23 protein-coding genes are annotated in these 20,113 nt (G+C 63.9%); 8 read left to right on the top strand and 15 right to left on the bottom strand.

Annotated features, from left to right (window positions below; all coding sequences use genetic code 11):
• Positions 1–42: 42 nt before the first annotated feature.
• The 4 genes from NKK50_RS14125 to NKK50_RS14110 form a co-directional block, all read right to left on the bottom strand.
• Positions 43–741 (bottom strand): DnaJ domain-containing protein, encoded by a 699-nt coding sequence (locus tag NKK50_RS14125; protein WP_023700739.1) that lies wholly within the window; start codon positions 739–741, stop codon positions 43–45.
• A complete protein-coding gene (locus tag NKK50_RS14120) occupies positions 741–1,466 on the bottom strand; it encodes a hypothetical protein (RefSeq protein ID WP_023834117.1) in 726 nt (241 codons plus the stop codon). The genes NKK50_RS14125 and NKK50_RS14120 overlap by 1 nt, the downstream gene beginning before the upstream one ends.
• A gap of 103 nt (positions 1,467–1,569) precedes the next feature.
• Entirely contained in the window at positions 1,570–2,007 is a 438-nt protein-coding gene (locus NKK50_RS14115; RefSeq protein WP_023824861.1) for a DUF1489 family protein, read from the bottom strand.
• 78 nt (positions 2,008–2,085) lie between these two features.
• Positions 2,086–3,489, bottom strand: a complete 1,404-nt coding sequence (locus NKK50_RS14110) for an L-serine ammonia-lyase (RefSeq protein WP_023726659.1) — start codon at positions 3,487–3,489, stop codon at positions 2,086–2,088.
• Positions 3,490–3,761: 272 nt separating this feature from the next.
• Here NKK50_RS14110 and NKK50_RS14105 point away from each other — a divergent pair, with 272 nt between their 5' ends.
• Positions 3,762–4,505: a DUF599 domain-containing protein gene (locus NKK50_RS14105; RefSeq protein ID WP_023671004.1), complete on the top strand. Its 744-nt coding sequence runs from the start codon at positions 3,762–3,764 to the stop codon at positions 4,503–4,505.
• Here the strand turns inward: NKK50_RS14105 and NKK50_RS14100 are convergent.
• The 7 genes from NKK50_RS14100 to NKK50_RS14070 form a co-directional block, all read right to left on the bottom strand.
• Positions 4,454–5,251: a YdcF family protein gene (locus NKK50_RS14100; protein ID WP_023734347.1), complete on the bottom strand. Its 798-nt coding sequence runs from the start codon at positions 5,249–5,251 to the stop codon at positions 4,454–4,456. The two genes, NKK50_RS14105 and NKK50_RS14100, sit on opposite strands and share 52 nt — an antisense overlap.
• Positions 5,252–5,258: 7 nt before the next feature.
• Positions 5,259–5,789: a hypothetical protein gene (locus NKK50_RS14095; protein WP_023671002.1), complete on the bottom strand. Its 531-nt coding sequence runs from the start codon at positions 5,787–5,789 to the stop codon at positions 5,259–5,261.
• A gap of 1 nt (position 5,790) precedes the next feature.
• On the bottom strand, positions 5,791–7,356 hold the full coding sequence (locus NKK50_RS14090; RefSeq protein ID WP_352543566.1) for an amidase: 1,566 nt from the start codon (positions 7,354–7,356) through the stop codon (positions 5,791–5,793).
• Positions 7,356–7,811, bottom strand: a complete 456-nt coding sequence (locus tag NKK50_RS14085) for a GNAT family N-acetyltransferase (RefSeq protein WP_023834119.1) — start codon at positions 7,809–7,811, stop codon at positions 7,356–7,358. Before NKK50_RS14085 ends, NKK50_RS14090 begins: the two co-directional genes overlap by 1 nt.
• A gap of 7 nt (positions 7,812–7,818) precedes the next feature.
• Entirely contained in the window at positions 7,819–8,106 is a 288-nt protein-coding gene (gene gatC / locus NKK50_RS14080) for an Asp-tRNA(Asn)/Glu-tRNA(Gln) amidotransferase subunit GatC (RefSeq protein WP_023670999.1), read from the bottom strand.
• A gap of 110 nt (positions 8,107–8,216) precedes the next feature.
• On the bottom strand, positions 8,217–8,633 hold the full coding sequence (locus tag NKK50_RS14075) for a hypothetical protein (protein WP_023670998.1): 417 nt from the start codon (positions 8,631–8,633) through the stop codon (positions 8,217–8,219).
• A 44-nt stretch (positions 8,634–8,677) separates the two neighbouring features.
• On the bottom strand, positions 8,678–9,385 hold the full coding sequence (locus NKK50_RS14070) for a metal-dependent hydrolase (RefSeq protein ID WP_023834120.1): 708 nt from the start codon (positions 9,383–9,385) through the stop codon (positions 8,678–8,680).
• A 182-nt stretch (positions 9,386–9,567) separates the two neighbouring features.
• On the opposite strand from NKK50_RS14070, the gene ruvX reads away from it, so the two are divergent.
• The gene (gene ruvX, locus NKK50_RS14065) at positions 9,568–10,074 is read left to right on the top strand and encodes a Holliday junction resolvase RuvX (protein ID WP_023724364.1); all 507 of its coding nucleotides are present in this window, start codon (positions 9,568–9,570) and stop codon (positions 10,072–10,074) included.
• Here ruvX and NKK50_RS14060 read toward each other — a convergent pair.
• From NKK50_RS14060 to NKK50_RS14050, 3 genes are all read right to left on the bottom strand, one after another.
• Complete coding sequence (locus NKK50_RS14060; RefSeq protein ID WP_023752219.1) at positions 9,992–10,333, bottom strand: DUF6105 family protein; 342 nt, start codon at positions 10,331–10,333, stop codon at positions 9,992–9,994. The two genes, ruvX and NKK50_RS14060, sit on opposite strands and share 83 nt — an antisense overlap.
• Positions 10,333–10,920, bottom strand: a complete 588-nt coding sequence (locus NKK50_RS14055; protein ID WP_023670994.1) for a hypothetical protein — start codon at positions 10,918–10,920, stop codon at positions 10,333–10,335. Before NKK50_RS14055 ends, NKK50_RS14060 begins: the two co-directional genes overlap by 1 nt.
• A gap of 124 nt (positions 10,921–11,044) precedes the next feature.
• Positions 11,045–12,673 carry a DNA alkylation response protein gene (locus NKK50_RS14050; RefSeq protein WP_023670993.1) on the bottom strand — a complete coding sequence of 543 codons (1,629 nt, stop codon included), beginning with the start codon at positions 12,671–12,673 and terminating at the stop codon, positions 11,045–11,047.
• Positions 12,674–12,868: 195 nt separating this feature from the next.
• Between NKK50_RS14050 and NKK50_RS14045 the strand changes: the two genes are divergently transcribed.
• Genes NKK50_RS14045 through dprA form a run of 4 tightly spaced genes read left to right on the top strand, consistent with a single transcriptional unit; the run spans position 12,869 to position 16,903 of the window.
• Positions 12,869–13,834, top strand: a complete 966-nt coding sequence (locus NKK50_RS14045; RefSeq protein WP_023834122.1) for an aspartate carbamoyltransferase catalytic subunit — start codon at positions 12,869–12,871, stop codon at positions 13,832–13,834.
• The gene (locus tag NKK50_RS14040; protein ID WP_023706213.1) at positions 13,831–15,117 is read left to right on the top strand and encodes a dihydroorotase; all 1,287 of its coding nucleotides are present in this window, start codon (positions 13,831–13,833) and stop codon (positions 15,115–15,117) included. The genes NKK50_RS14045 and NKK50_RS14040 overlap by 4 nt, the downstream gene beginning before the upstream one ends.
• Positions 15,118–15,173: 56 nt before the next feature.
• Positions 15,174–15,779, top strand: coding sequence for a glycerol-3-phosphate 1-O-acyltransferase PlsY (plsY, locus tag NKK50_RS14035; protein ID WP_023696534.1), 606 nt, complete (start codon positions 15,174–15,176; stop codon positions 15,777–15,779).
• Complete coding sequence (gene dprA / locus NKK50_RS14030; protein ID WP_023730138.1) at positions 15,776–16,903, top strand: DNA-processing protein DprA; 1,128 nt, start codon at positions 15,776–15,778, stop codon at positions 16,901–16,903. Before plsY ends, dprA begins: the two co-directional genes overlap by 4 nt.
• Before the next feature lie 218 nt (positions 16,904–17,121).
• Here the strand turns inward: dprA and NKK50_RS14025 are convergent, their stop codons facing one another.
• Entirely contained in the window at positions 17,122–18,264 is a 1,143-nt protein-coding gene (locus NKK50_RS14025) for a hypothetical protein (protein WP_023745125.1), read from the bottom strand.
• A 258-nt stretch (positions 18,265–18,522) separates the two neighbouring features.
• On the opposite strand from NKK50_RS14025, the gene NKK50_RS14020 reads away from it, so the two are divergent.
• On the top strand, positions 18,523–19,407 hold the full coding sequence (locus NKK50_RS14020; protein ID WP_023745126.1) for a dihydrodipicolinate synthase family protein: 885 nt from the start codon (positions 18,523–18,525) through the stop codon (positions 19,405–19,407).
• 23 nt (positions 19,408–19,430) lie between these two features.
• Entirely contained in the window at positions 19,431–20,090 is a 660-nt protein-coding gene (locus NKK50_RS14015; RefSeq protein WP_023706209.1) for a GntR family transcriptional regulator, read from the top strand.
• Positions 20,091–20,113 lie beyond the last annotated feature (23 nt).

Here is a 20,113-nt window from a genome sequence, read left to right as displayed (position 1 = left end):
GCGTCGGAACCATCTCCCGGAAATTTACTGCGTCGAAGGAGACTAGTTGTGATTGGAGAGCAAGACGTCCTTGGCTTCGTTGATCCGCGCCGCCAGGAAAGACGTGCCGCCGATGTCGGGGTGCAGGCGCTGCATCAGGCGGCGGTGCGCCTTGCGGACATCCGCCGCGGCGGCCCCCGCTTCAAGACCAAGGATCTTGTAGGCCTCCTCCTTAGTCATGGCGCCCGCACCTGGCGCAACACCCAGCCCTTCGCCACCGTTCGCCTCAGCGTCTTTGCGCCAAACGGGAAAACGGCCGTCAAGATACGTCTCTAGGAGCTGGCGGCTCTCCGGGTCGCCAGGGAGTTCGCGGTAAAGCTGCTGCAGCTCGGCCAGGCCCATCGCGCCCAGCATCTTGCCTTCATGGCGGCCGGCCAGAACCAGGCCTTCAAGCCCGCCCGTATCGTGATCAAGCTCCATTTCCAGTGCGGCGGTCCGCACCGTCGAGCGCTTGCCGGGCGCCGGCCCGACCGACGGCCGCTTCATCCGCATCGAACCGTACCAGGCAAGGGCCGCGGCCAGAATGAGGCCGGCAATGCCTTCGCGCCCGACCACCAGCACGGCAAGGCCAACCAGCGCCAGAAGCACCGGCCCGAGCGTGCGCATGCCGCTTGCCAGTTTTTGCGCATCGGCACGGACAAAGATCGTCGCCGCGCCGAGCAGCACCAGAAACAGTGCAACAAGTGCAATGATAGCGCCCATCAATTCCTGCCGCCCCTGAGATGCTCGATCAGCAGCCGATCTCCCGGCCTGTCCCTTGCCTCGAGCGCCTTCAATCCACCCGTCGCATAGACGGCAACCGCCGAAAGCAGCCCGGCCAAGGTCGCGGCAGCCCGCCGATCAAATCGGAACCAAGCCCCTTTGGACAGCCGCGCAATCTCCTGGAACGCCTTTTCTGCGCCGGGATCATGGCCTTCCTGGAAGACGAAGACGGGAACGCCGTGCAGACCGAGGCTGCCGGCCTTCTGCGCCAGGTCGTCGATATCCTCTTCCATGGCGTCGCCGATATAGACCAGAGCATTGACCTTGGCCGCCGCCGTTTCCTTCAGCGCATGCGCCAGCACCTTGCCGATCTGGGTGTGGCCGGCACGGCAGTCGATCCGCGTCATCAGCTGCTTCAGGGCATTGGTGTCGGCGACAAAAGCCGACGAGCGGCACTCGCCCAACCCGCGAAAATAGGCCAATTGGACACTGAGGGTGCCGGCCTTGCCAACGGCGTCGAACATTTCGCCCTGCAGCTTGATGGCGAGATCCCAGGTCGGCTGGCGGCTCATCGTTGCGTCGAGGGCAAGGATCAGCCGGCCCGTGCCGGTCGCGACAAGCGTCCGGGCCTGACGGATAAAGGCGTCGATCTCGCCGGCATTGGATTGAGGCTTGACCGGCGCAGGATCGGCCCTTGCGGGCACACGCTGCTTCTTGTCGCTCATAAGAAGCAAGATGTGGCGTTGTCGGCCCCCTTGCAAGTCCAGCCTTGGACAAGATGAAGGGCCAGCGCTCGACGCTCTGGGAGAAGCGGCCGCGCCCTTGGCTCTACAGCAAGCCCAGATCGGCGAGCTCGCGCTTCAGTTTCGGCGGCATCTCGACCATTCCGGCCTTGCCCTTGCCGATATCTGCGGGCGCATCCGACGGTTTGAGATAACGCCAGCCCTGGAAGGCGCGGCGCGGCTGCCAGTCGGTGCGCACGACGTCGAGGTCGAGCATCAGGCGGCAACGGCCGATGCCTTCGTCGTCGGTGAAGGGCCTGATATCAGTGATCAGCTGGCGGCATTGCACGCTGCCCTTGATCACCCAATAAAGCGAACCGCCATCGGTGACCTCGGCGCCGCGCGCCGGCACCATGCGGGTGGTGTGCCAGTGCTCGGCGGGTTCGCCGGCGCGGCGGCGCTCATCGAGGCGGAAGGCGATCCATTCTTCGAGGTCCTCGACGCTGTCGCAACCGACGCACAGTTTTAGGAGATTGAGTGCCATCGCTTAAGGTTTAGTCCGGCGCGCGATTGCGTCAACGGCCCTGCCCGACTTCTCCACAGTGCCAGTGGCGTTGCGCGGTCAGCATTCCACGACATTGACGGCGAGCCCACCAAGGCTGGTTTCCTTGTACTTCTCGTTCATGTCGAGGCCCGTCTGGCGCATTGTTTCGATCGCGGCGTCGAGCGGCACGAAATGGACGCCGTCGCCTTTGATCGCCAGAGAGGCGGCGGTGACCGCCTTGACGGCGCCGAGCGCGTTGCGCTCGATGCAAGGCACCTGGACCAGACCGCCGACCGGATCGCAAGTCATGCCGAGATGATGTTCGAGCGCGATTTCGGCGGCGTTCTCGACCTGCTCGGGCGTGCCGCCCATGACGGCGCAGAGACCCGCGGCAGCCATCGCCGAGGCCGAACCGACCTCGCCCTGGCAGCCGACCTCGGCGCCGGAGATCGAGGCATTGGTCTTGATGATGCCGCCGACGGCGGCGGCCGTGAGCAGGAAGTCGCGGATGCTCGGCTGGTCGGCCTCGGGGTGGAAATGCAGCCAGTAACGCAGCACCGCCGGCAATGTGCCGGCCGCGCCATTGGTCGGCGCGGTGACGACGCGTCCACCGGCGGCGTTCTCTTCGTTCACCGCCATGGCGTAGATCGACAGCCAGTCATTGGCCAGCAAAGGGTTGGGCTTGTTCTGCTGCCATTGCTCCTGCAGCTTGTCGTGCAGCATGCGGGCACGACGGCGCACTTTCAGCCCGCCCGGCATGATGCCGTCCTGCGACAGGCCGCGGTCGATGCAGCCCTTCATGGCGCCCCAGATCGCATCAAGGCCGTTGTCGAGCTCCTCGCGCGACATATGTGTCTCTTCATTGACGCGCTTCATGTCGGCGATAGACAGGCCGCTTTTGCCTGCCATCTTCAGCATCTCGACGGCATTCTTGAAGGGATAGGGCACCTTCTTGCCTTCTGTGGTCACCGAGCCCTTCACCTTCATCCGCTGCAGCTCTTCCTCGGACACCACGAAGCCGCCGCCGATGGAATAGTAGATGCGCTTGAGCAGCAGCCGGTCGCCGGCATCGTAAGCGTAGAAGGCCATGCCGTTGGCGTGGCCGGTGAGCGGCGTCTTGCGGTCGAGCACCAGATCCGTCGCCGGATCGAAGCGATAGGAGGGATGGCCGCGTGGCGATATCCGCTTCTCGGCGGCGATGCGCGTGGCGATTCCCTCGGCCTGATCGGGATCGACCGTCTGCGGTGTCAGGCCAGCAAGTCCGAGGACAACGGCGCGATCCGAGCCATGGCCGATACCGGTATAGGCGAGCGAGCCGTGCAGGCTGGCGCCAATGCGATCGACCTTGACGCCGGCCGGGCGCGGCCAGTCATCGCCGGCGATCTCGTCGAGAAACCGCCGCGCCGCTGTCATCGGTCCCATCGTGTGCGAACTCGACGGTCCGATGCCGATCTTGAACAGGTCGAAAACCGAAAGAAACACGCTGCGCCGTCTCCGGGAATGGGATCAAGACCTACATATAGGACTTTCCATGATGTTTGTGCTGTTTTGCGGATTGCGGCGCTGCACCTGCCGACCTTGTTTGCTCCGGCAGCGACATCACCGGCTGAAAGCGCGTCGCGCTGAAACGGATTCATGCGACGCGCTTTAAGTTCTTGTTTCAATGCATGTCGTTGTCCCAGAACCGCAGCTCACCTCTGGGCGGCATGCATTGGAGCATCGAACTGACCGCTTTGCCTGTGGTAAAAGGGGGCATGGGCGATTCCTTCCATCTGTCGACGGCTGATCTGGCGGCGCTGGCTTTCTTCCTGCTCGCATGGTTGCTGCATACGCTGGCGTCCGACGGCAGACTGGTCAGCCGGGTGTCGTTGACGATGGCCATGAACGTGCAGCGCGAGGCCTGGATGCGCACCATGGCCGAGCGCGAAATCCGCATCGTCGACACCGCCATCATGAGCGGCCTGCAGCAAGGCACCGCCTTTTTCGCCTCCAGTTCGCTGATTGCGCTCGGTGGCTGTTTCGCGCTGCTTGGCGCCTCGGATCAGGTCCTTGCCGTGCTGAACGATCTGCCGTTGAACGCGACCTCATCGCGCTCCGCCTTTCAGATCAAGGTCTTTGGCCTGGTGCTGATCCTGGCCTTCGCCTTCTTCAAGTTCGGCTGGGCCTACCGTCTGTTCAACTACTGCACGATCCTGATCGGCGCGGTGCCGATCCCCTATGGCGAGGCGTCACGCAACCCGGTCAGCGAAACGGCGGTGTGGCGCGCGGCGCGCATGAACATGCTGGCCGGCAAGCATTTCAATTCAGGCCTGCGCGCGGTGTTCTTCTCGATCGGCTATCTCGGCTGGTTCGTCGACCCGATCGTGTTCGTGCTGTCGACGCTGCTGCTTCTGGCGGTGCTGGTGCGGCGCCAGTTCTTTTCAGCGGCGCGACAAGCGGTGATCGGTCAGCCGCCCGGGCCGGGGAAAAGCTGGTCGATCCGGCCCGATAGCCAATAGGCGGCGAGCCCGATCCATTCGCGGATCGCCATGGTCGTGGTCTGCAGCGAATCGGGTGCGTTGTCGCGAAACAGGCCAAAGCCTTCCTTGCCCGAGGTGCGATAGTCGACCGGCCACGGGACCGTGTGAAAGCCGGCCTTGTCGAACAGCGCCTTGGCGCGCGGCATGTGGAAGGCGGAGGTCACCAGCAGCCAGGTTTCGCCCGATTTCGGCGTTACCAGTTCCTTGGTTAAGACGGCATTCTCATAGGTGTTGCGGGATTTGCTCTCGAGCATCAGGCGATCGGCGTCGACGCCAAGCGCACCGAGCAGCCGCGGCGCGGTGGCCGCATCCCCCTCGCCATCGATGAACAGTTCACCGGTGCCGCCCGAGATAACCACTTTCGCCTCGGGAAAGCGCCGGGCAAGGATCGCCGCCTCGACCATGCGGTCGCCGCCGGAATTCAGCTCATAGCCGCCGCGCGCCAAGTTGATGGCGCCCTCGAAGCCGCCGCCGAGCACGACAATGCCGTCGACCTTCCGCGGCAGCGGCGGCTTTGGGAAGCGCTCTTCGAGCGGATTGAGCATCATGGCGCCAAGCGACGTCCAGGCCGACAGCGCCAGAATCAGGAAGGCGAACACACTGCCCGTCGCCGCCAATCGCCGGCGGCCGATCAGCGCCGCGAGCAAGCCGGCAAGCAGCAGGAAGATCGCCAGGTTGAGTGGTTGGACGAAGAACCAGAATACCTTGGAGAGATAGAAGAACATTGCCTGCCTATCTCCAGCTCAAATTGTGACGGCCGGTGAAGTGCTCGACCGCACTCGCTACCGCTTCCGCTTCGAGGCGGCTTAACTCCCTGCCGAAAACAAGGACGCCGTTCGCGTTGGTCAAGCTGATGACTTCCGACAGTCCCACTTCGTCCGTGGGATAGGTATGGTCGAGGATTTCGACCCTAAGATGCCCTTTCAAAGGCAGTGACCACCGATTTCGCAAAGAACCCCTCACCGAGCGCACGGCTGCGGTGTCGGTCAGCCGCAGGGTTTCCCTGCCGAACACCCGCCAGATGAAATCCTTGCCCAGGAAATAGGTGAAGAGGGCAATGACCGCCACGAAGGACAGCAGGCCGAGCGTGCCGCTGGTGAGCGTTGCGGACGACATATCCGTCAATCCCATGTAGCCGGTGTAGGCGACGATCGCGGCCCCGATCAGGACAAAGACTGTCCTGAAATCCGAGGTGCGTGGCGGGTTCGTGATCAGCAGTTCGTTTCCCGTCTCGACGATGGAAATGCGAGACGGAGGCGGCATGCTACCACCACTTCTCCGGCTGGAAGGTTCCCGCCGCCTGCTCGATGACGGCGGCTGTCTGGAACAGGGTTTCCTCGTCGAAGGGACGGCCAATCAGCTGCAGGCCGAGCGGCAGGCCCTTGGCATCGAGGCCGGCAGGCACGGCAATGCCCGGCAGTCCGGCCATGTTCACGGTCACCGTGAAAATGTCGTTGAGGTACATTTTCACCGGATCGGCGGCCATGTCCTCGTCAGCGATGCCGAAGGCGGCCGACGGCGTCGCCGGCGTCAGGATGACGTCGACGCCGTCGGCAAAAACCGTCTCGAAGTCGCGCTTGATCAAATTGCGCACCTTCTGCGCCTGCAGATAGTAGGCATCGTAATAGCCTGCCGACAGCACATAGGTGCCGATCATGATGCGACGCTTGACCTCCCGACCGAACCCGGCGGCTCGGGTCTTTTCGTACATGTCGACAATGTCCTGGCCCGGCACGCGCAGGCCGTAGCGGACGCCGTCATAGCGCGCCAGATTGGATGACGCTTCGGCGGGCGCAACGATATAATAAGCCGGCAAAGCGTATTTGGTGTGCGGCAGCGAGATGTCGACGATCTCGGCGCCGGCATCCCTGAGCCAGGCAATGCCCTTCTGCCACAGCGCCTCGATCTCTTCCGGCATGCCGTCGACGCGGTATTCCCGGGGAATGCCGACCTTCATGCCCCTGATCGGTTTGCCGATCGCCGCCTCGTAATCCGGCACCGGCCGGTCGACGGAAGTGGTGTCCTTGGGGTCGACCGAGGCCATGGACTTCAGCATGATCGCGGCATCGCGCACGTCCCGGGCGATCGGGCCGGCCTGATCGAGCGACGAAGCGAAGGCGACGATGCCCCAGCGCGAGCAGCGGCCATAGGTCGGCTTGATGCCGACGGTGCCGGTGAAGGCGGCTGGCTGGCGGATCGAGCCGCCGGTGTCGGTGGCGGTGGCGCCGGCGCACAGGAAAGCTGAGACGGCGGAAGCCGAGCCCCCCGACGAGCCCCCCGGCACCAGTTGGGCATTGTCCAGCGTGCGCGCGGTCTTCGTGCCGCCGGCCGAAACGAAACCGCCATCGCCCTGATGCGTGGTCGGCATCACCACCGTGTCGAGGCGCGAACGCCGCCACGGATTGACGACAGGGCCGTAATAGGAGGTCTCGTTGGACGAGCCCATGGCGAACTCGTCCATGTTAAGCTTGCCCAGCATGACGGCGCCGTCTGCCCACAAATTGGCGGTGACGGTCGATTCGTAGCGCGGCTTGAAGCCGTCGAGCACATGGCTGCAGGCCTGGGTGTGGACACCTTCGGTCCCGAACAGATCCTTGATGCCGAGCGGGATGCCCTCCAGCGCACCGCCCTGGCCCTTGGCGAGCCTGGCGTCGGAAGCTTTGGCCATATCGCGCGCCTTGTCGCCGGTGACGACGATGTAGGCATTGAGCACCGGATTGGCGCGCTCGATGGCACCGAGATAGGCCTCGGTGATTTCGACGGCAGAAATCTCCTTGGCGCGCAGCTTGGCGCGCGCCTGCGAAATTGTCAGATGGGTCAATCCGCTCATCAAAGGCTCTTTTCGTAAAACACCGACCACTCGGAATCGGGATAATCCAGCACCGGCCCGCAGCGCGAGAAGCCGGCGCGTTCGTAGACGGTCCAGGCGGCGGGATGGCGGTCGCCGGTTTCAAGCACCAGGCGCTTCAGCCCTTCGCTGCGCGCCAGCGTTTCGACATGCTCGACGATCTTGGCGCCGATCTTCCTGCGGCGATGCGAGGGCCGCGTGTACATGCGCTTGACCTCACCGACGCGGGCGTCATGGCGCTTCAGCGCGCCGCAACCGATGGCTTGCCCGTCGTCGCGGGCGATGAACACGGTGGTGTCGTCGCCAGCCATCTGCTCGACCGTCAGATGGTAGCAATGCTCCGGCGGCGTCAGTTCGAGCAGCGTCGCGTTGAGCTCCTCGACCAAAGCGCGGACATCGTCCTGCAGCGGCGTTTCGACGGCGATCTCGATTGCCATCGGCCAGCTACTCCACGACCTTCGGCACGAGGAAGAAATTCTCGTCAGTGGCCGGCGCGTTGGCGACGATATCGGCAGCCTTGTTGCCGTCGGTGACGATGTCTTGGCGCTTCTTCATCTCCATCGGGGTCACCGATGTCATCGGTTCGACGCCGGAGACATCGACCTCGTTCAGCTGCTCGACAAAGCCCAGAATGGCGTTCAGCTCGCCGGTCATGCGCTCGGCATCCTCCTCGCTCACCGCAATGCGGGCGAGACGCGCGACGCGCTTCACAGTTTGCAGATCAACGGACATGTCTTTAGCCTTTGGGAAAACCAGATGGCGCTATAGCGGCGTGGCGCGTGCCGCGCAACATCGATCGTGCTTGGGGATAGAGCCCGTTCATGCCAGGGCGGCATTTCAGCCTAGGGCAGCGATACACCCTCGCACAGATAATAGCTGCCGCCATTGCCGGCCTGCTCGCCTTCGTCGGCGGTCGGGCGCACCGAGACGATGTCGATTTGGGTCGCGTTCATCTGCGTGATCGACAGTATATCGGGAAAGAGAAAGCCCGGCTCCTGGCAGATGGCAGTGACCGCCCAGCTCGGCGAGCGCGTCGCCTTGGTGACCTGGACGAACTCGCAATTATACTCGACGCTTTGCAGGCCGTCCGCCGACAAGATGACATTGCCGGTGTCAATCAGCGTCTGCAGCGTGTCCTTTTTGGCTTGCGCGCAAAGCTCCTGGGTCTGGAGGTAAACGCCCTTGATGAAGTCCTCGGCGGCGGATGCGGGCGACGCAGCGACCAGCATCGAAACGCAAAGAGTCTCTCTCAAACCCATGGTTTAATTCCCCTTTGCGACAAGGGATCGTTTCAACGATCGCTCTATAGTGTGATCGTTTGGCCGATGGCTGGCAAGGCTACGTCGACACCTGATCCTTCGAGGCCGGCCACGAACTTCTCCGCCGTCGCGTCGATGATCGGGAAGGTGCCGAAGTGGCATGGCACGACGGTGTCGAAGTGGAAGAAGCGCCGGCAGGCCAGGGCCGCCACCGCGCCGCCCATGGTGAAGCGGTCGCCGACCGGCACGACGCCGATCTTCGGCTCATGCAATTCCTCGATCAGCGCCATATCGGAGAAGATGTCGGTGTCGCCCATATGGTAGAGCGTCTTGTCCTCCGGGAAATGCAGGACCAGCCCGTTGGGATTGCCGAGGTAGACGTTCTGGCCGCCATCGAGCCCAAACGACGAGGAATGCAGTGCCTGCACGAATGTGGTGGTGAAGGCACCGCAATCGACGGTGCCGCCATGATTGCCGGGATTGATCTTCTTGCCGTCGACGCCCTTGCCGACCAGGTACATGCAGATCTCGTAATTGGCGACCAGCTGGGCGCCGCTCTTCTTCAGCACCTCCACCGCGCCGCTGACATGATCACTGTGGCCGTGGGTCAGAAGCACATGGGTGACGCCTTCCGCCGGCCCCTCCCAGCCGCTCGTCCATGATGGGTTGCCGACGAGATAGGGGTCGATCAGGATGGTCGCGCCTGATGTCTCGACGCGGAAGGCGGAATGTCCGTACCAGGTCAATTTCATCGATCGTGTTCCTCGATTTTGGTTGCGCCGGAAGATAGAACGCCGGCAGCAAAATTAAAGTGACATAGTGTGCTCGCGGTTCAAAAGAACGTGTCGCGCTCTTTGTGACGGCAAGTCTGGGTCACGGTAAGTCTGGGTCACGGTTAAGACTGGGTCACGGTAAAGCTGGTTGGGGAAAGCCGTTGGGCATCATAGCAATCGAGGATCTGCCGGCACGGCTGGAGGGCGGCAGGACGCTGGCCGGACTCGACCTCGGCGACAAGACGATCGGTGTCGCCGTTTCCGACCGCGGCCTGTCCTTTGCCCATCCGCGCCCTGTCATCCTGCGTAAAAAGTTTTCGCTGGATGCGGCAGCGCTGCTCGCCCAGCTGCAGAAGGACAATGTCGGCGCGTTTGTACTCGGTCTCCCCATCAACATGGACGGCTCGGAAGGTCCCCGCGCCCAGAAGTCGCGCGCCTTCGTGCGCAACATGGCAGGCATAACCGACCTGCCCTTCGTGCTGTGGGACGAGCGGCTGTCGACGGTGGCGGCGGAGCGGACGCTGATCGAGATGGATTTCTCGCGCCGAAAGCGCGCCGGCAAGATCGATTCGGCGGCTGCGGCCTTTATTCTGCAGGGAGTTCTGGACCGGCTCCAGTCGCTTGACCCACGCGATCGGACGGAACCGGATTCCCCGCCTGCCGCCTGACCCAGGCCGTGATGTTGCGGCGGCGGCGAAACGCCCACAATGCCATCAGCAGGAAGCCGTCAAAGACGCAGGCCCTTGCCACCATGCCCGGAATGATCGCCGGATCGATGCCCAGCATCTGCCCGTAGAGCTGGAACACGAAATCATGCAGCTGCCGGCTGAGCATGACGTAGCCGAAATTGATGTCGTTGAGCGACAGGAAGAACCAGCCCCAGAACAGAGCGAGTGGCGTCGCCCACAATGCGAACAGCGTGCGCATCAGTGACCGTCCCTGCGGCTGGAGCCGCCTCTGCGACCGCTGGGACCAATGTCCGGACGGCCGGAAATGCGCGACAGCAAGGAGCCGTGCGCGGCACCCTTGGCCATGGCATGGGCGGTGGCGCGGCTCTCTGCCTCCCGAGAAACCATGACAGCGAAGACCGACCTCCGCTCGGCCAGCATGGCGACATAGGAGGCCAGAAGTGCCGCCAATTGCACGGCGACAACCAAAAACAGGCCGTTGATGCCTCGCGCTGCGCCGCCGATCAGGATGAGCGACAACACCGCGGATGCCGAAATGAAGGCGGTCCGCGCCACACTGTCGGCTCCGTCCGGGCTCGCCGCGGCGTTAACCAGGCTCTCGACGAAGACCCAGCAAAACAGCACCGCCACGACCAGCAAGGCGATGGCCAGCGGCGCCACGACGGCAGCATTGTCGAGATCGGCCAGACGAGTGTTTTCCACGACGACGCCGAGCACGCCCAGAGCGCCCGCAACGCCGCGGTTTCCATCGACACAGATGAACGCCAGCAGGGCGAAAACCAGCGCCCAGTGCAAGGCCAGAAAGGACGTCAAAATGTGCCGCATGGCATTCCTGCTTTGGTGACAAAGACAGTGGGGTCTGCGGCCTGCGGCTGCAACGGAAACCATTCGTTAAGGTTAACGGCTGTCCACAGGCAGGCAAATTCGTTCACGGCCTGGCGGAAGGCCCTCAATTCACCGGCGGATAGAGCGTGTCGATGATCATGCGCGCATCGTGGCGCGAATCGAGCATGCCATAGGTGTTGCGCCACTGGCCGGCGAGCCGCGTCTCGACGAAGGCGTCCGCAATCCGCCCTGCCCCCAGCCGGCGCAATTCCGCAGCTGCCGCCGACAGCGCCAGCTGTTCGGTCAGCAGGCGGGCCGACCCCTCATCGGTGCCGGCGACCTGCATGGCCGCCTTGAGCACGCCAATGGTTCCGCGTCCGCCGGCGCCGAGATCGCGGTCGATGCCGGCCAGCACCTCCTCGAACAGGCCGGGCGCGCGGCCGAGCACGCGCAGCACGTCGAGCGCCATGACATTGCCTGAGCCCTCCCAGATCGCATTGACCGGGGCTTCGCGGTAGTAGCGGGCGAGCGGCGCTTCCTCGACATAGCCATTGCCGCCGAGGCACTCCATCGCCTCATAGAGCAGTGGCGGCGCGATCTTGCAGACCCAGTATTTGACCACCGGGGTCATGGCGCGGGCAAAAGCAGCCTCGCCGCGGTCGCCGGCAGCCTCGTCGAAGGAGCGCGCCAGTCGGAACGAGAGTGCCGTGGCGGCGGCGACATCGAGCGCCATGTCCGCCAGCACGCGCTGCATCAGCGGCTGTTCGATCAGCGTCGAGCCGGCCACCTGGCGGTGACGGGCGTGATGCACGGCCTCAGCCAGCCCCGCTCGCATGATTGCCGACGAGGCGACGGCGCAGTCGAGCCGGGTCAGCGTGACCATGTCCATGATTGTCTTTATGCCGGCGCCGGGCTCGCCGACCATCTCGCCGATGGCGTTGACGAACTCTACCTCCGATGAGGCGTTGGAGCGGTTGCCGAGCTTGTCCTTCAGCCGCTGAAAGCGGAAGCCGTTTCCGGAACCGTCGCCGAGGATGCGCGGGACGAGAAAACAGGAAAGCCCTTCCGGCGCCTGTCCAAGCACGAGAAAAGCGTCCGACATCGGCGCCGACATGAACCATTTGTGGCCGGTGAGGCGATAAAAGCCGCTGCCGGCGCGTTCGGCCCGTGTGGTGTTGGCGCGCACGTCGGTGCCGCCCTGCTTTTCGGTCATGCCCATGCCGAGCGTCAGCCCGGCCTTGTCGACCGGCGGCTTTTGGCTCTGGTCGTATTTGCGCGTCGTCACGCGCGGCGCCCATTCGCGAAACAGCTTTGGGCTGGCCATCAGGGCGGCCAGCGAAGCGCTGGTCATGGTGATGGGGCAGAGATGCCCGGTCTCGAGTTCGGCGGTCAGGTAGAAACGCGCGGCGCGCACCTGATGGCGACGGCCGATCTCGCTATCGCCGTTTTCCCAGATCGAGGAATGCAGGCCGCCGGCAACCGAGCGGCGCATCAGCGCATGATAGGCCGGATGGAATTCGACGAGGTCGATGCGCCGGCCCTGACGGTCATGCGTGCGGAGCTTCGGCGTCTCAACATTGGCGAGGCGCGCCAGCTCCTGCGCCTCCTGCGTCAGGACGAACCGGCCAAGCCCGTCGAGGTCCTTGCGCACCGGATCGGAAAAACGCTCGGCAAGCTGGATCAGCAACGGATCGCCCCGCCAGGCGTTGCCGCCCGTCAGCGGCGGAGGCTGGTTGGTCACGTCGTCGGTCACGCCCAATCCTTCTGAAAGTAGAAGGGCCTTCTAACGCAAGAAAGGCCTCACATCACAAGGCTTCGAATCCGAAGCAATCGGCTAGATATAGCCCAAGGCAGGCGGCGCGCGCGACGAAAATACCGGGGAGAAAGGCCGCAATCCCAAGCTGGCGCTTGCGGCAAGGAATTCTCCCCCCTATAGCAGCGCCTTGAGATGACCGACGCTTCGTCCCTGCCGCTTTATCCTCACCGCCATCTTCTGGGCATCCGCGATCTTTCCCCCGGTGACATCGAGCTTCTGCTCGACCGGGCAGATCGCGCCGTCGCCATTTCGCGGCAGTCCGAAAAGAAGACCTCGACGCTGCGCGGCCGCACCCAGATCAACCTCTTCTACGAAGCCTCGACGCGCACGCAGTCGTCGTTCGAACTGGCCGGGAAACGGCTCGGCGCCGACGTCATGAACATGTCGGTGGCGAGCTCTTCGGTGAAGAAGGGCGAGACGCTGATCGACACGGCGATGACGCTGAACGCCATGCGCCCCGACATCCTGATCATCCGCCACCAGTCTGCGGGCGCCGCCGCCCTTTTGGCGCAGAAGGTCGGCTGCTCGGTGGTCAATGCCGGCGACGGCGCGCATGAACACCCAACGCAGGCGCTGCTCGACGCGCTGACTATCCGCCGCGCCAAGGGGCCGCTGTCGAAACTGATCGTAGCGATCTGCGGCGACATCCTGCATTCTCGCGTGGCGCGTTCCAACATCATGCTGTTGAACGCGCTTGGTGCGCAGGTGCGTGTGGTGGCGCCGTCGACCCTGCTACCGTCCGGCATCGAGAAAATGGGCGTCATCGTCTCGCGCTCGATGGCAGAGGGCCTCAAGGGCGCGGACGTGGTGATGATGCTGCGCCTGCAGCGCGAGCGGATGGAAGGCGCCTTCGTGCCTTCGGTACGCGAATATTTCCGCTATTTCGGCCTCGATGCCGAAAAGCTGAAGGCCGCCAAGGACGGCGCGCTGGTGTTGCATCCCGGTCCGATGAACCGCGGCGTCGAGATTGCGTCCGAAATCGCCGACGGTCCGCAAAGCGTCATCCAGGAACAGGTCGAGATGGGGGTGGCCGTGCGCATGGCGGTCATGGAAGCGCTGCTCGATCCCCGCCGCAATGCAGAGGGCCGCGGCGCATGAGCACGACGGTCTTTGAGCGCGCCCGCATCGTCGACCCGTCACGCGGCATCGACGAGGTCGGCACCGTCATCGTCGAAGGGAAAAAGATCGTTGCCGCCGGCAAGGCTGCCCTGAACCAGGGCCTGCCGGCGGGAGCCACCGTGGTCGACTGCGCCGGCAAGGCGATCATTCCCGGCCTGATCGACGCGCGCGTCTTCATCGGCGAACCGGGCGGCGAACATCGCGAGACCATCGCTTCGGCCAGCGTTGCGGCGGCGGCCGGCGGCGTCACCTCCGTCGTCATGATGCCCGACACCGACCCGGTGATCGACAATGTCGCGCTGGTCGAATTCGTGCTGCGCACCGCCCGGGACACGGCAAGCGTCAACATCTTTCCGGCGGCGGCGATCACCAAAGGCCTCGCCGGTCGCGAGATGACCGAATTCGGCCTGTTGCGCGAGGCCGGTGCGGTCGCCTTCACCGATGGGCGGCACACAATATCCAGCGCACTGGTGATGCGCCGGGCGCTGACCTATGCCCGCGATTTCGGCGGCGTCATCGCACATGAGACACAGGATGGCGACCTCGCTTCGGCGGGCGTGATGAATGAAGGCCTGTATGCCAGCTGGCTCGGCCTTGCCGGCATTCCGCGCGAGGCCGAGTCTATCCCGCTGGAGCGCGACCTGGCGCTGGCACGGCTGACGCGCGGCGCCTACCACGCGGCCAAGATCTCGACGGCGATGGCAGCGCAAGCGATGACGCGCGCGAAAGCCGACAAGGCCAATGTCACGGCGGGCGTGGCGATCCACAATCTGTCGCTGAACGAGAACGATGTCGGGGAATACCGCACCTTCTTCCGGCTGACGCCGCCTTTGCGCGCAGAGGAAGACCGGCTGGCCATGATCGAGGCGGTCAAGGACGGCACGATCGACATCATCGTCTCCTCGCACGACCCGCAGGATGTCGACACCAAGCGCCTTCCCTTCGCCGATGCAGCTGCCGGCGCGATCGGGTTGGAGACGCTGCTTGGAGCAGCGCTTCGGCTCTACCACAATGGCGACGTGCCGCTACTTCGGCTGGTCGAAACACTGTCCACCGCACCAGCAAGGCTGTTCGGCCTGCCGGGCGGCACGCTGAAGCCGGGAGCGCCGGCCGATCTTGCGCTGATCGACCTTGAAGAACCCTGGATCGTGAGTGAAAGCGGCATCCGCTCGCGCTCGAAAAACACCTGCTTCGAAGGTGCGCGGCTGCAAGGCATGGTCTTGCAAACGCTGGTGGCGGGCCGCACAGTGTTTTCGAGCTAGAGCGATCGCGCCACGTCGCAGACCGATATGTTGCTGGGGAAATGCGGGGGCAAACAATGAGTTATAACGTTATCCTGGCATTGCTGTTCGGCTATCTCCTCGGCTCGATTCCCTTCGGCCTCTTGATCACCCGCGCGGCCGGCCTCGGCGATGTGCGCAAAATCGGCTCCGGCAATATCGGCGCCACCAACGTTCTGCGCACCGGCAACAAGGGCCTCGCCGCCGCGACGCTGGTGCTCGACGCGTTGAAGGGTACGGCGGCGGTGATGATCGCGCGCCATTTTGGACACGACTACGGACTGTGGGCCGGCCTTGGACTCTGGGCGGGCCTTGGCGCCTTCCTTGGCCATCTGTTTCCGGTCTGGCTCGGTTTCAAGGGCGGCAAGGGCGTGGCGACCTATCTCGGCGTGCTGATCGCGCTCGGCTGGCATGTGGCGCTGATCTTTATCGTCGTCTGGCTGGCGATGGCTTTTCTGTTTCGCTATTCCTCGCTGGCAGCGCTGACGGCGGCGGTCATCGTGCCGATCGCGCTTTATTTCTGGAGCACACCTGAGACCGCCGGGCTGTTCCTGGTGATGAGCCTGATCGTCATCTTCAAACATCGCGCCAACATTTCGCGCCTTCTTGCCGGCACCGAAGGCAAGATCGGAGCCAAGGGTTGAGCAAGCCCGCCGCCGGGCCGCGCCTCAGCGACCGGCAGCGGCTGAGCTGGCTGCGGCTGATCCGCACACAAAATGTCGGCCCGGCCTCGTTTCGCGAATTGATCAACCGCTTTGGTTCGGCGGAGGCGGCGTTGGAGATGCTGCCCGAGCTGATGATTTCGGGCGGAGCCAAAAGGATCATGCGCATTCCTTCCGTGGAGGAAGCCGAAGCGGAACTCGACGCAGCCAGTGAAAACGGCGCCCGCTTCGTCGGCATCGGCGAGGCCGACTACCCGCCGATGCTGAAAAACATGGACAATCCGCCGCCGCTGATTGCCGTGAAGGGCGAGGCAGCCGTCTTTCGCCTGCCGGCGGTGGCCATCGTCGGCGCCCGCAACGCGTCGCTCGCCGGCATCAAGATGGCGCGCATGCTGGCAGCGGATCTTGGCCGCGACGGCTACGTCATCGTTTCCGGCCTGGCGCGCGGCATCGACACGGCAGCACACCAGGGCAGTCTCTCGACTGGTACAGTGGGTGTGCTGGCCGGTGGGCTCGATGTCCCCTACCCGCCCGAAAATATCGGCTTGTGCGACGACATTGCCGAGCGTGGCGGCGCCGTTATTTCGGAAATGCCGTTCGGCTGGCAGCCGCGGGCGCAGGATTTTCCGCGCCGCAACCGGCTTGTCGCGGGCGCCGCCCTCGGACTGGTGGTGATCGAAGCGGCGCAACGCTCCGGCTCGCTGATCAGCGCGCGCCTGGCCGGCGAGATGGGCCGGCTGGTCTTTGCCGTGCCGGGTTCGCCGCTCGATCCGCGCTGCGCCGGTTCCAACGGCCTGCTCAAGGACGGCGCCACCCTGGTCACCGAGGCGGCCGATGTTTCCGGTGCGATCGCACCCTTGGCGGGCACGCGAACGCGAAGCATTGCGCCGCCAGAAAAGGCACCCGATTTTTCGGCAACTCCCCCGCCCGGTGAGGACGAACGCAGCGGCGTGCTCGAAGTGCTAGGCCCAACGCCGGTGGGCGTGGACGAGATCATCCGCCACACCGGCCTCAACGCCGCGCAAGTCTCCATGGTGCTGCTGGAACTCGACCTTGCCGGCCGCATCGAGCGCCATGCCGGCGGCAATGTCTCACTGGTTTCGTGACGTTCCAGCCGATCCCGCCGCACGTCGGCCGCAACTCACGCGTCGAGGGTCACGCCGGCGGCGCCAACGCCGGTACAGATGCCACCGCAGGGTATTTTTCCAGGCGGCTCTCGGAAAAGCACTCCGCCATTCCAGGGCTCTCCGTTGCACTGACGATCACGCTCGCAATGGCATACTCGACAGCTGACGAAAACCGGGCTCGACAGTCTGCGCATCAGTCAGCGGAACAGATACTTCGATACCTCCGGATTGCCTCGGCGCCACATCACATTGTCCAGAAAATAATGATGCACATTGATGAAGATCAGCACGATGAAGAAGAACAGCGATGACCCCAGCACTTGCCTGTCATAGGGAATCAAGGCCGTCAGCGCGGATGGGATCAGCCAGAAGCCGAGATAGCCAAGGGCCGTGCCGCCGACGATAAAGCCGACGAGCCGAAACCTGTAGAGGGGGCCGAGAAAGGACAGGATTTTCGGCTGCGGATCGCTTTCGGCATCGGAACTGTCGCGCTCGACGTTCGTCTGGTAGCGCCAGACCACGGCGAGATACTGCAGCGAGTGGAGCGCGGGCACGATCAGCAGCCAAAGCGGGTTTACGCGCGCAATCAAGATCCAGAGATAGAGCGACGCCACATAGGCCACCAAACCGTTATAGGGCAGGCCGCCGCCGTTCTTCCGCCAACGATTGACCAGCATCAAGAGCGTGGCCGTCGTCGACGCAACGGCCGCCAGCACGCCGATGTCGGTAATCCAGGAAGGGGCCGCGAATGTGTAATAGTCCAGGCCATAATATTTGCCCTGGGTGACCGCCGTATTCGTCTGCAGCCATGCCAGGATCCACACGGCATAGGAGTTGACCAGCAGCACCTTCTTGTCGCGGTCGTTGAAGAATTTGCGCTTCAGCACCGCATCCACCATCAGCATGCCGTAGCCCTGCTTGACGTAGTGCCAACCGACAAAAAAGAACATGGCGTTGGTGGCATAGCCGAGCAGGCGCGTGTTCGCCGCCGCCGCGCCATAGGCGAAGAACCCGGCCATGGCGAGGGGCACGACAATGCCCGCGAAGATGTAGCGAAGCTGCAGGCTCCTGTCGTAGCCGTCGCCCGTCACCTTGCGCCCGAAATTGCGGTAGAAAAGCTGGTAGGAGTGGGCGAAGTGGGGATAGTTCACGAGATAGGCAACGATCACCATCGTTGCGGCCACCGGACCCTCATATTCGAGCGGAACGAGAAACAGCACCGGCAGGATGAGAAACGCGCTGCCGCCCAGCATGAGGAAATCGGCGACCGGGCCGAAGAGGTACTTTTGAGGCGCCGCCGCCTTAGGAGCGACAGCATCCGCCGAAAGCTGAAGTGTCATGTCAGAACCTCCCCTGGGAAAGGCTGAGTTTAGCCATCGACTGGGATGGGGACAAGGTTGGAGCTGCCGCTCCGCGCCCGAACACTGGGCCATCCTGCTGTTTCGCCAATGGTCTCGATCCGCCATGGCTTGAACCCGTGAACCTCTCGATAAAAAAGGTGGGGGGCCTCCGCTGTTAAAAAAAGCGCACCACCCCAATTTACGACTAACATGTTAGTGTGCTAGCACAGCATACATACCTGCTTCGGAGACCTTCCGGTGACATCACGCTTTGGCCTTTCGGCCGCTCTCGCCACGCCTTTCGATGCCCGCGGGCAGATCGCCACCGCCCCCATGATCGCTCAGGCCGAAAGTTGCCTGGCGCAGGGTTGCGGCAGCGTGACGCTTTTCGGCACCACAGGGGAAGGCGCATCGGTGGGCACGACGGAGCGGCGGTCGGTGACCGAGGCCATGCTGGCTGCTGGAATCCTGCCGCATCAACTCGTTGCCGGCGTGCTGGTCGACGCCGCCGAAGACGCCGCCGAACAGGCACAGCATGCCTTGCAGCGAGGCGCCCGAAACATTCTGCTGGCCCCGCCGAGCTACTTCAAGAATGTCGGCGAGGACGGCCTTTTCGGCTGGTTCTCCGCCGTCTTTGCCGCGCTCGGCCCCCTCGCCCGTGACGTGCTGCTCTACAACATCCCTTCGGTTACCATGGTGCAGCTTTCGCTTGGCCTGATCGGCCGGTTGCGCACTGCTTTTCCCGACGTGGTCGCCGGGGTCAAGGATTCCGGTGGAAATTGGAGCTACAGCGAGGCGCTGCTTGCCGCCCATGGCGATCTGGTGATCCTGATCGGCGATGAAAGGCATCTGGCGCGTGCGGTGCGACTGGGTGCTCAAGGCGCAATCTCGGGCATGGCCAATTTCGTCCCGGGCGAAATCCGCGCCATGGCCGAGGACGGGCGCGACGATCCTCGCGTCGAGAGTTTTGTGCTCGAATTGCTCAAATATCCGGTCACCCCGGCGGTAAAGGTGATGGTGGCGCGTAAGACCGGCGACGAGCGCTGGCTGGCGGTCCGTCCGCCGCTGGAGCCGATCGCGTTGCAAGGGCAGCAGCAGCTTGCCTCAGCCTATGACAGCTTGTTTGCCAGGGAACCGGCCTGACCGGCAAAAGGAAGCGCGCCGAAATGGAAGACGGCAACGAACCGACCACCCTCAGGGAGAAGGCCTATGCCAGCTTCACGCGGCATTTGCTGGCGCGCGACTTCAAGCCAGGCCAGTTCGTGTCGCAACGTGAGCTGGTTGCCTTCACCGGACTGCCGCTCGGCGCCATTCGCGAGATCGTGCCGCGTCTCGAGGCGGAAGGACTGCTGACGACCATTCCGCAGCGCGGCATGCAGATCGCCCATATAGATATCAGCCTGATCCGCGAGGCCTTTCAGTTCCGCCTGTTCATGGAGCGTGAAGCGGTGGCGCTGTTTACGGTCAGCGCCTCCGATGCCGAGCTTGCCCGCTTGCGGCGCGAGCATGAGGACATGCATGCCCAGGCGCTTGCGCAGACCCCGACGCCGGAGATGGAGGCCAAGGCGCAGACCATCGACTGGGCCATGCACGACACGTTCATCGATGCGCTGGGCAACGAGATCATCGCCAAGGCCTATCTGGTCAATTCGGTGAAGATCCGCCTGATCCACCAGGAGCGGTTCCGTATCGACGGGCGCGTCGTGCCGGTGATGCGCGAGCACCTGGCGGTGATCGAAGCCATGGAGAGCCGCGATCCAGGGAAGGCGGTCGAGGCGATCAGTCTGCATATCGACAAGGCGCGCCGGCTGGCGCTGCAGATCTGAGGAAACCTGAGCCGCACCGCGGT

Origin of the sequence: Mesorhizobium sp. M0001, assembly GCF_040324255.1 — a bacterium.
Lineage (GTDB): Bacteria > Pseudomonadota > Alphaproteobacteria > Rhizobiales > Rhizobiaceae > Mesorhizobium.
Note: the sequence above shows the minus strand (reverse complement) of the source record. Positions and strands in the feature narration are given on the sequence as shown.

Bases quoted from the DNA above. Each gene is read 5' to 3' on its own strand.
- NKK50_RS14100 (WP_023734347.1), bottom strand. From the start codon at position 5,251: ATGTTCTTCTATCTCTCCAAGGTATTCTGGTTCTTCGTCCAACCACTC.
- NKK50_RS14055 (WP_023670994.1), bottom strand. From the start codon at position 10,920: ATGCGGCACATTTTGACGTCCTTTCTGGCCTTGCACTGGGCGCTGGTT.
- NKK50_RS14075 (WP_023670998.1), bottom strand. From the start codon at position 8,633: ATGGGTTTGAGAGAGACTCTTTGCGTTTCGATGCTGGTCGCTGCGTCG.
- NKK50_RS14015 (WP_023706209.1), top strand. From the start codon at position 19,431: ATGGAAGACGGCAACGAACCGACCACCCTCAGGGAGAAGGCCTATGCC.
- NKK50_RS14060 (WP_023752219.1), bottom strand. From the start codon at position 10,333: ATGCGCACGCTGTTCGCATTGTGGGCGACGCCACTCGCTCTGTTCTGG.
- NKK50_RS14105 (WP_023671004.1), top strand. From the start codon at position 3,762: ATGGGCGATTCCTTCCATCTGTCGACGGCTGATCTGGCGGCGCTGGCT.
- NKK50_RS14090 (WP_352543566.1), bottom strand. From the start codon at position 7,356: ATGAGCGGATTGACCCATCTGACAATTTCGCAGGCGCGCGCCAAGCTG.
- NKK50_RS14025 (WP_023745125.1), bottom strand. From the start codon at position 18,264: ATGACACTTCAGCTTTCGGCGGATGCTGTCGCTCCTAAGGCGGCGGCG.
- NKK50_RS14085 (WP_023834119.1), bottom strand. From the start codon at position 7,811: ATGGCAATCGAGATCGCCGTCGAAACGCCGCTGCAGGACGATGTCCGC.
- NKK50_RS14115 (WP_023824861.1), bottom strand. From the start codon at position 2,007: ATGGCACTCAATCTCCTAAAACTGTGCGTCGGTTGCGACAGCGTCGAG.
- NKK50_RS14125 (WP_023700739.1), bottom strand. From the start codon at position 741: ATGGGCGCTATCATTGCACTTGTTGCACTGTTTCTGGTGCTGCTCGGC.
- NKK50_RS14045 (WP_023834122.1), top strand. From the start codon at position 12,869: ATGACCGACGCTTCGTCCCTGCCGCTTTATCCTCACCGCCATCTTCTG.
- NKK50_RS14120 (WP_023834117.1), bottom strand. From the start codon at position 1,466: ATGAGCGACAAGAAGCAGCGTGTGCCCGCAAGGGCCGATCCTGCGCCG.
- plsY (WP_023696534.1), top strand. From the start codon at position 15,174: ATGAGTTATAACGTTATCCTGGCATTGCTGTTCGGCTATCTCCTCGGC.
- NKK50_RS14040 (WP_023706213.1), top strand. From the start codon at position 13,831: ATGAGCACGACGGTCTTTGAGCGCGCCCGCATCGTCGACCCGTCACGC.
- NKK50_RS14070 (WP_023834120.1), bottom strand. From the start codon at position 9,385: ATGAAATTGACCTGGTACGGACATTCCGCCTTCCGCGTCGAGACATCA.
- NKK50_RS14095 (WP_023671002.1), bottom strand. From the start codon at position 5,789: ATGCCGCCTCCGTCTCGCATTTCCATCGTCGAGACGGGAAACGAACTG.
- gatC (WP_023670999.1), bottom strand. From the start codon at position 8,106: ATGTCCGTTGATCTGCAAACTGTGAAGCGCGTCGCGCGTCTCGCCCGC.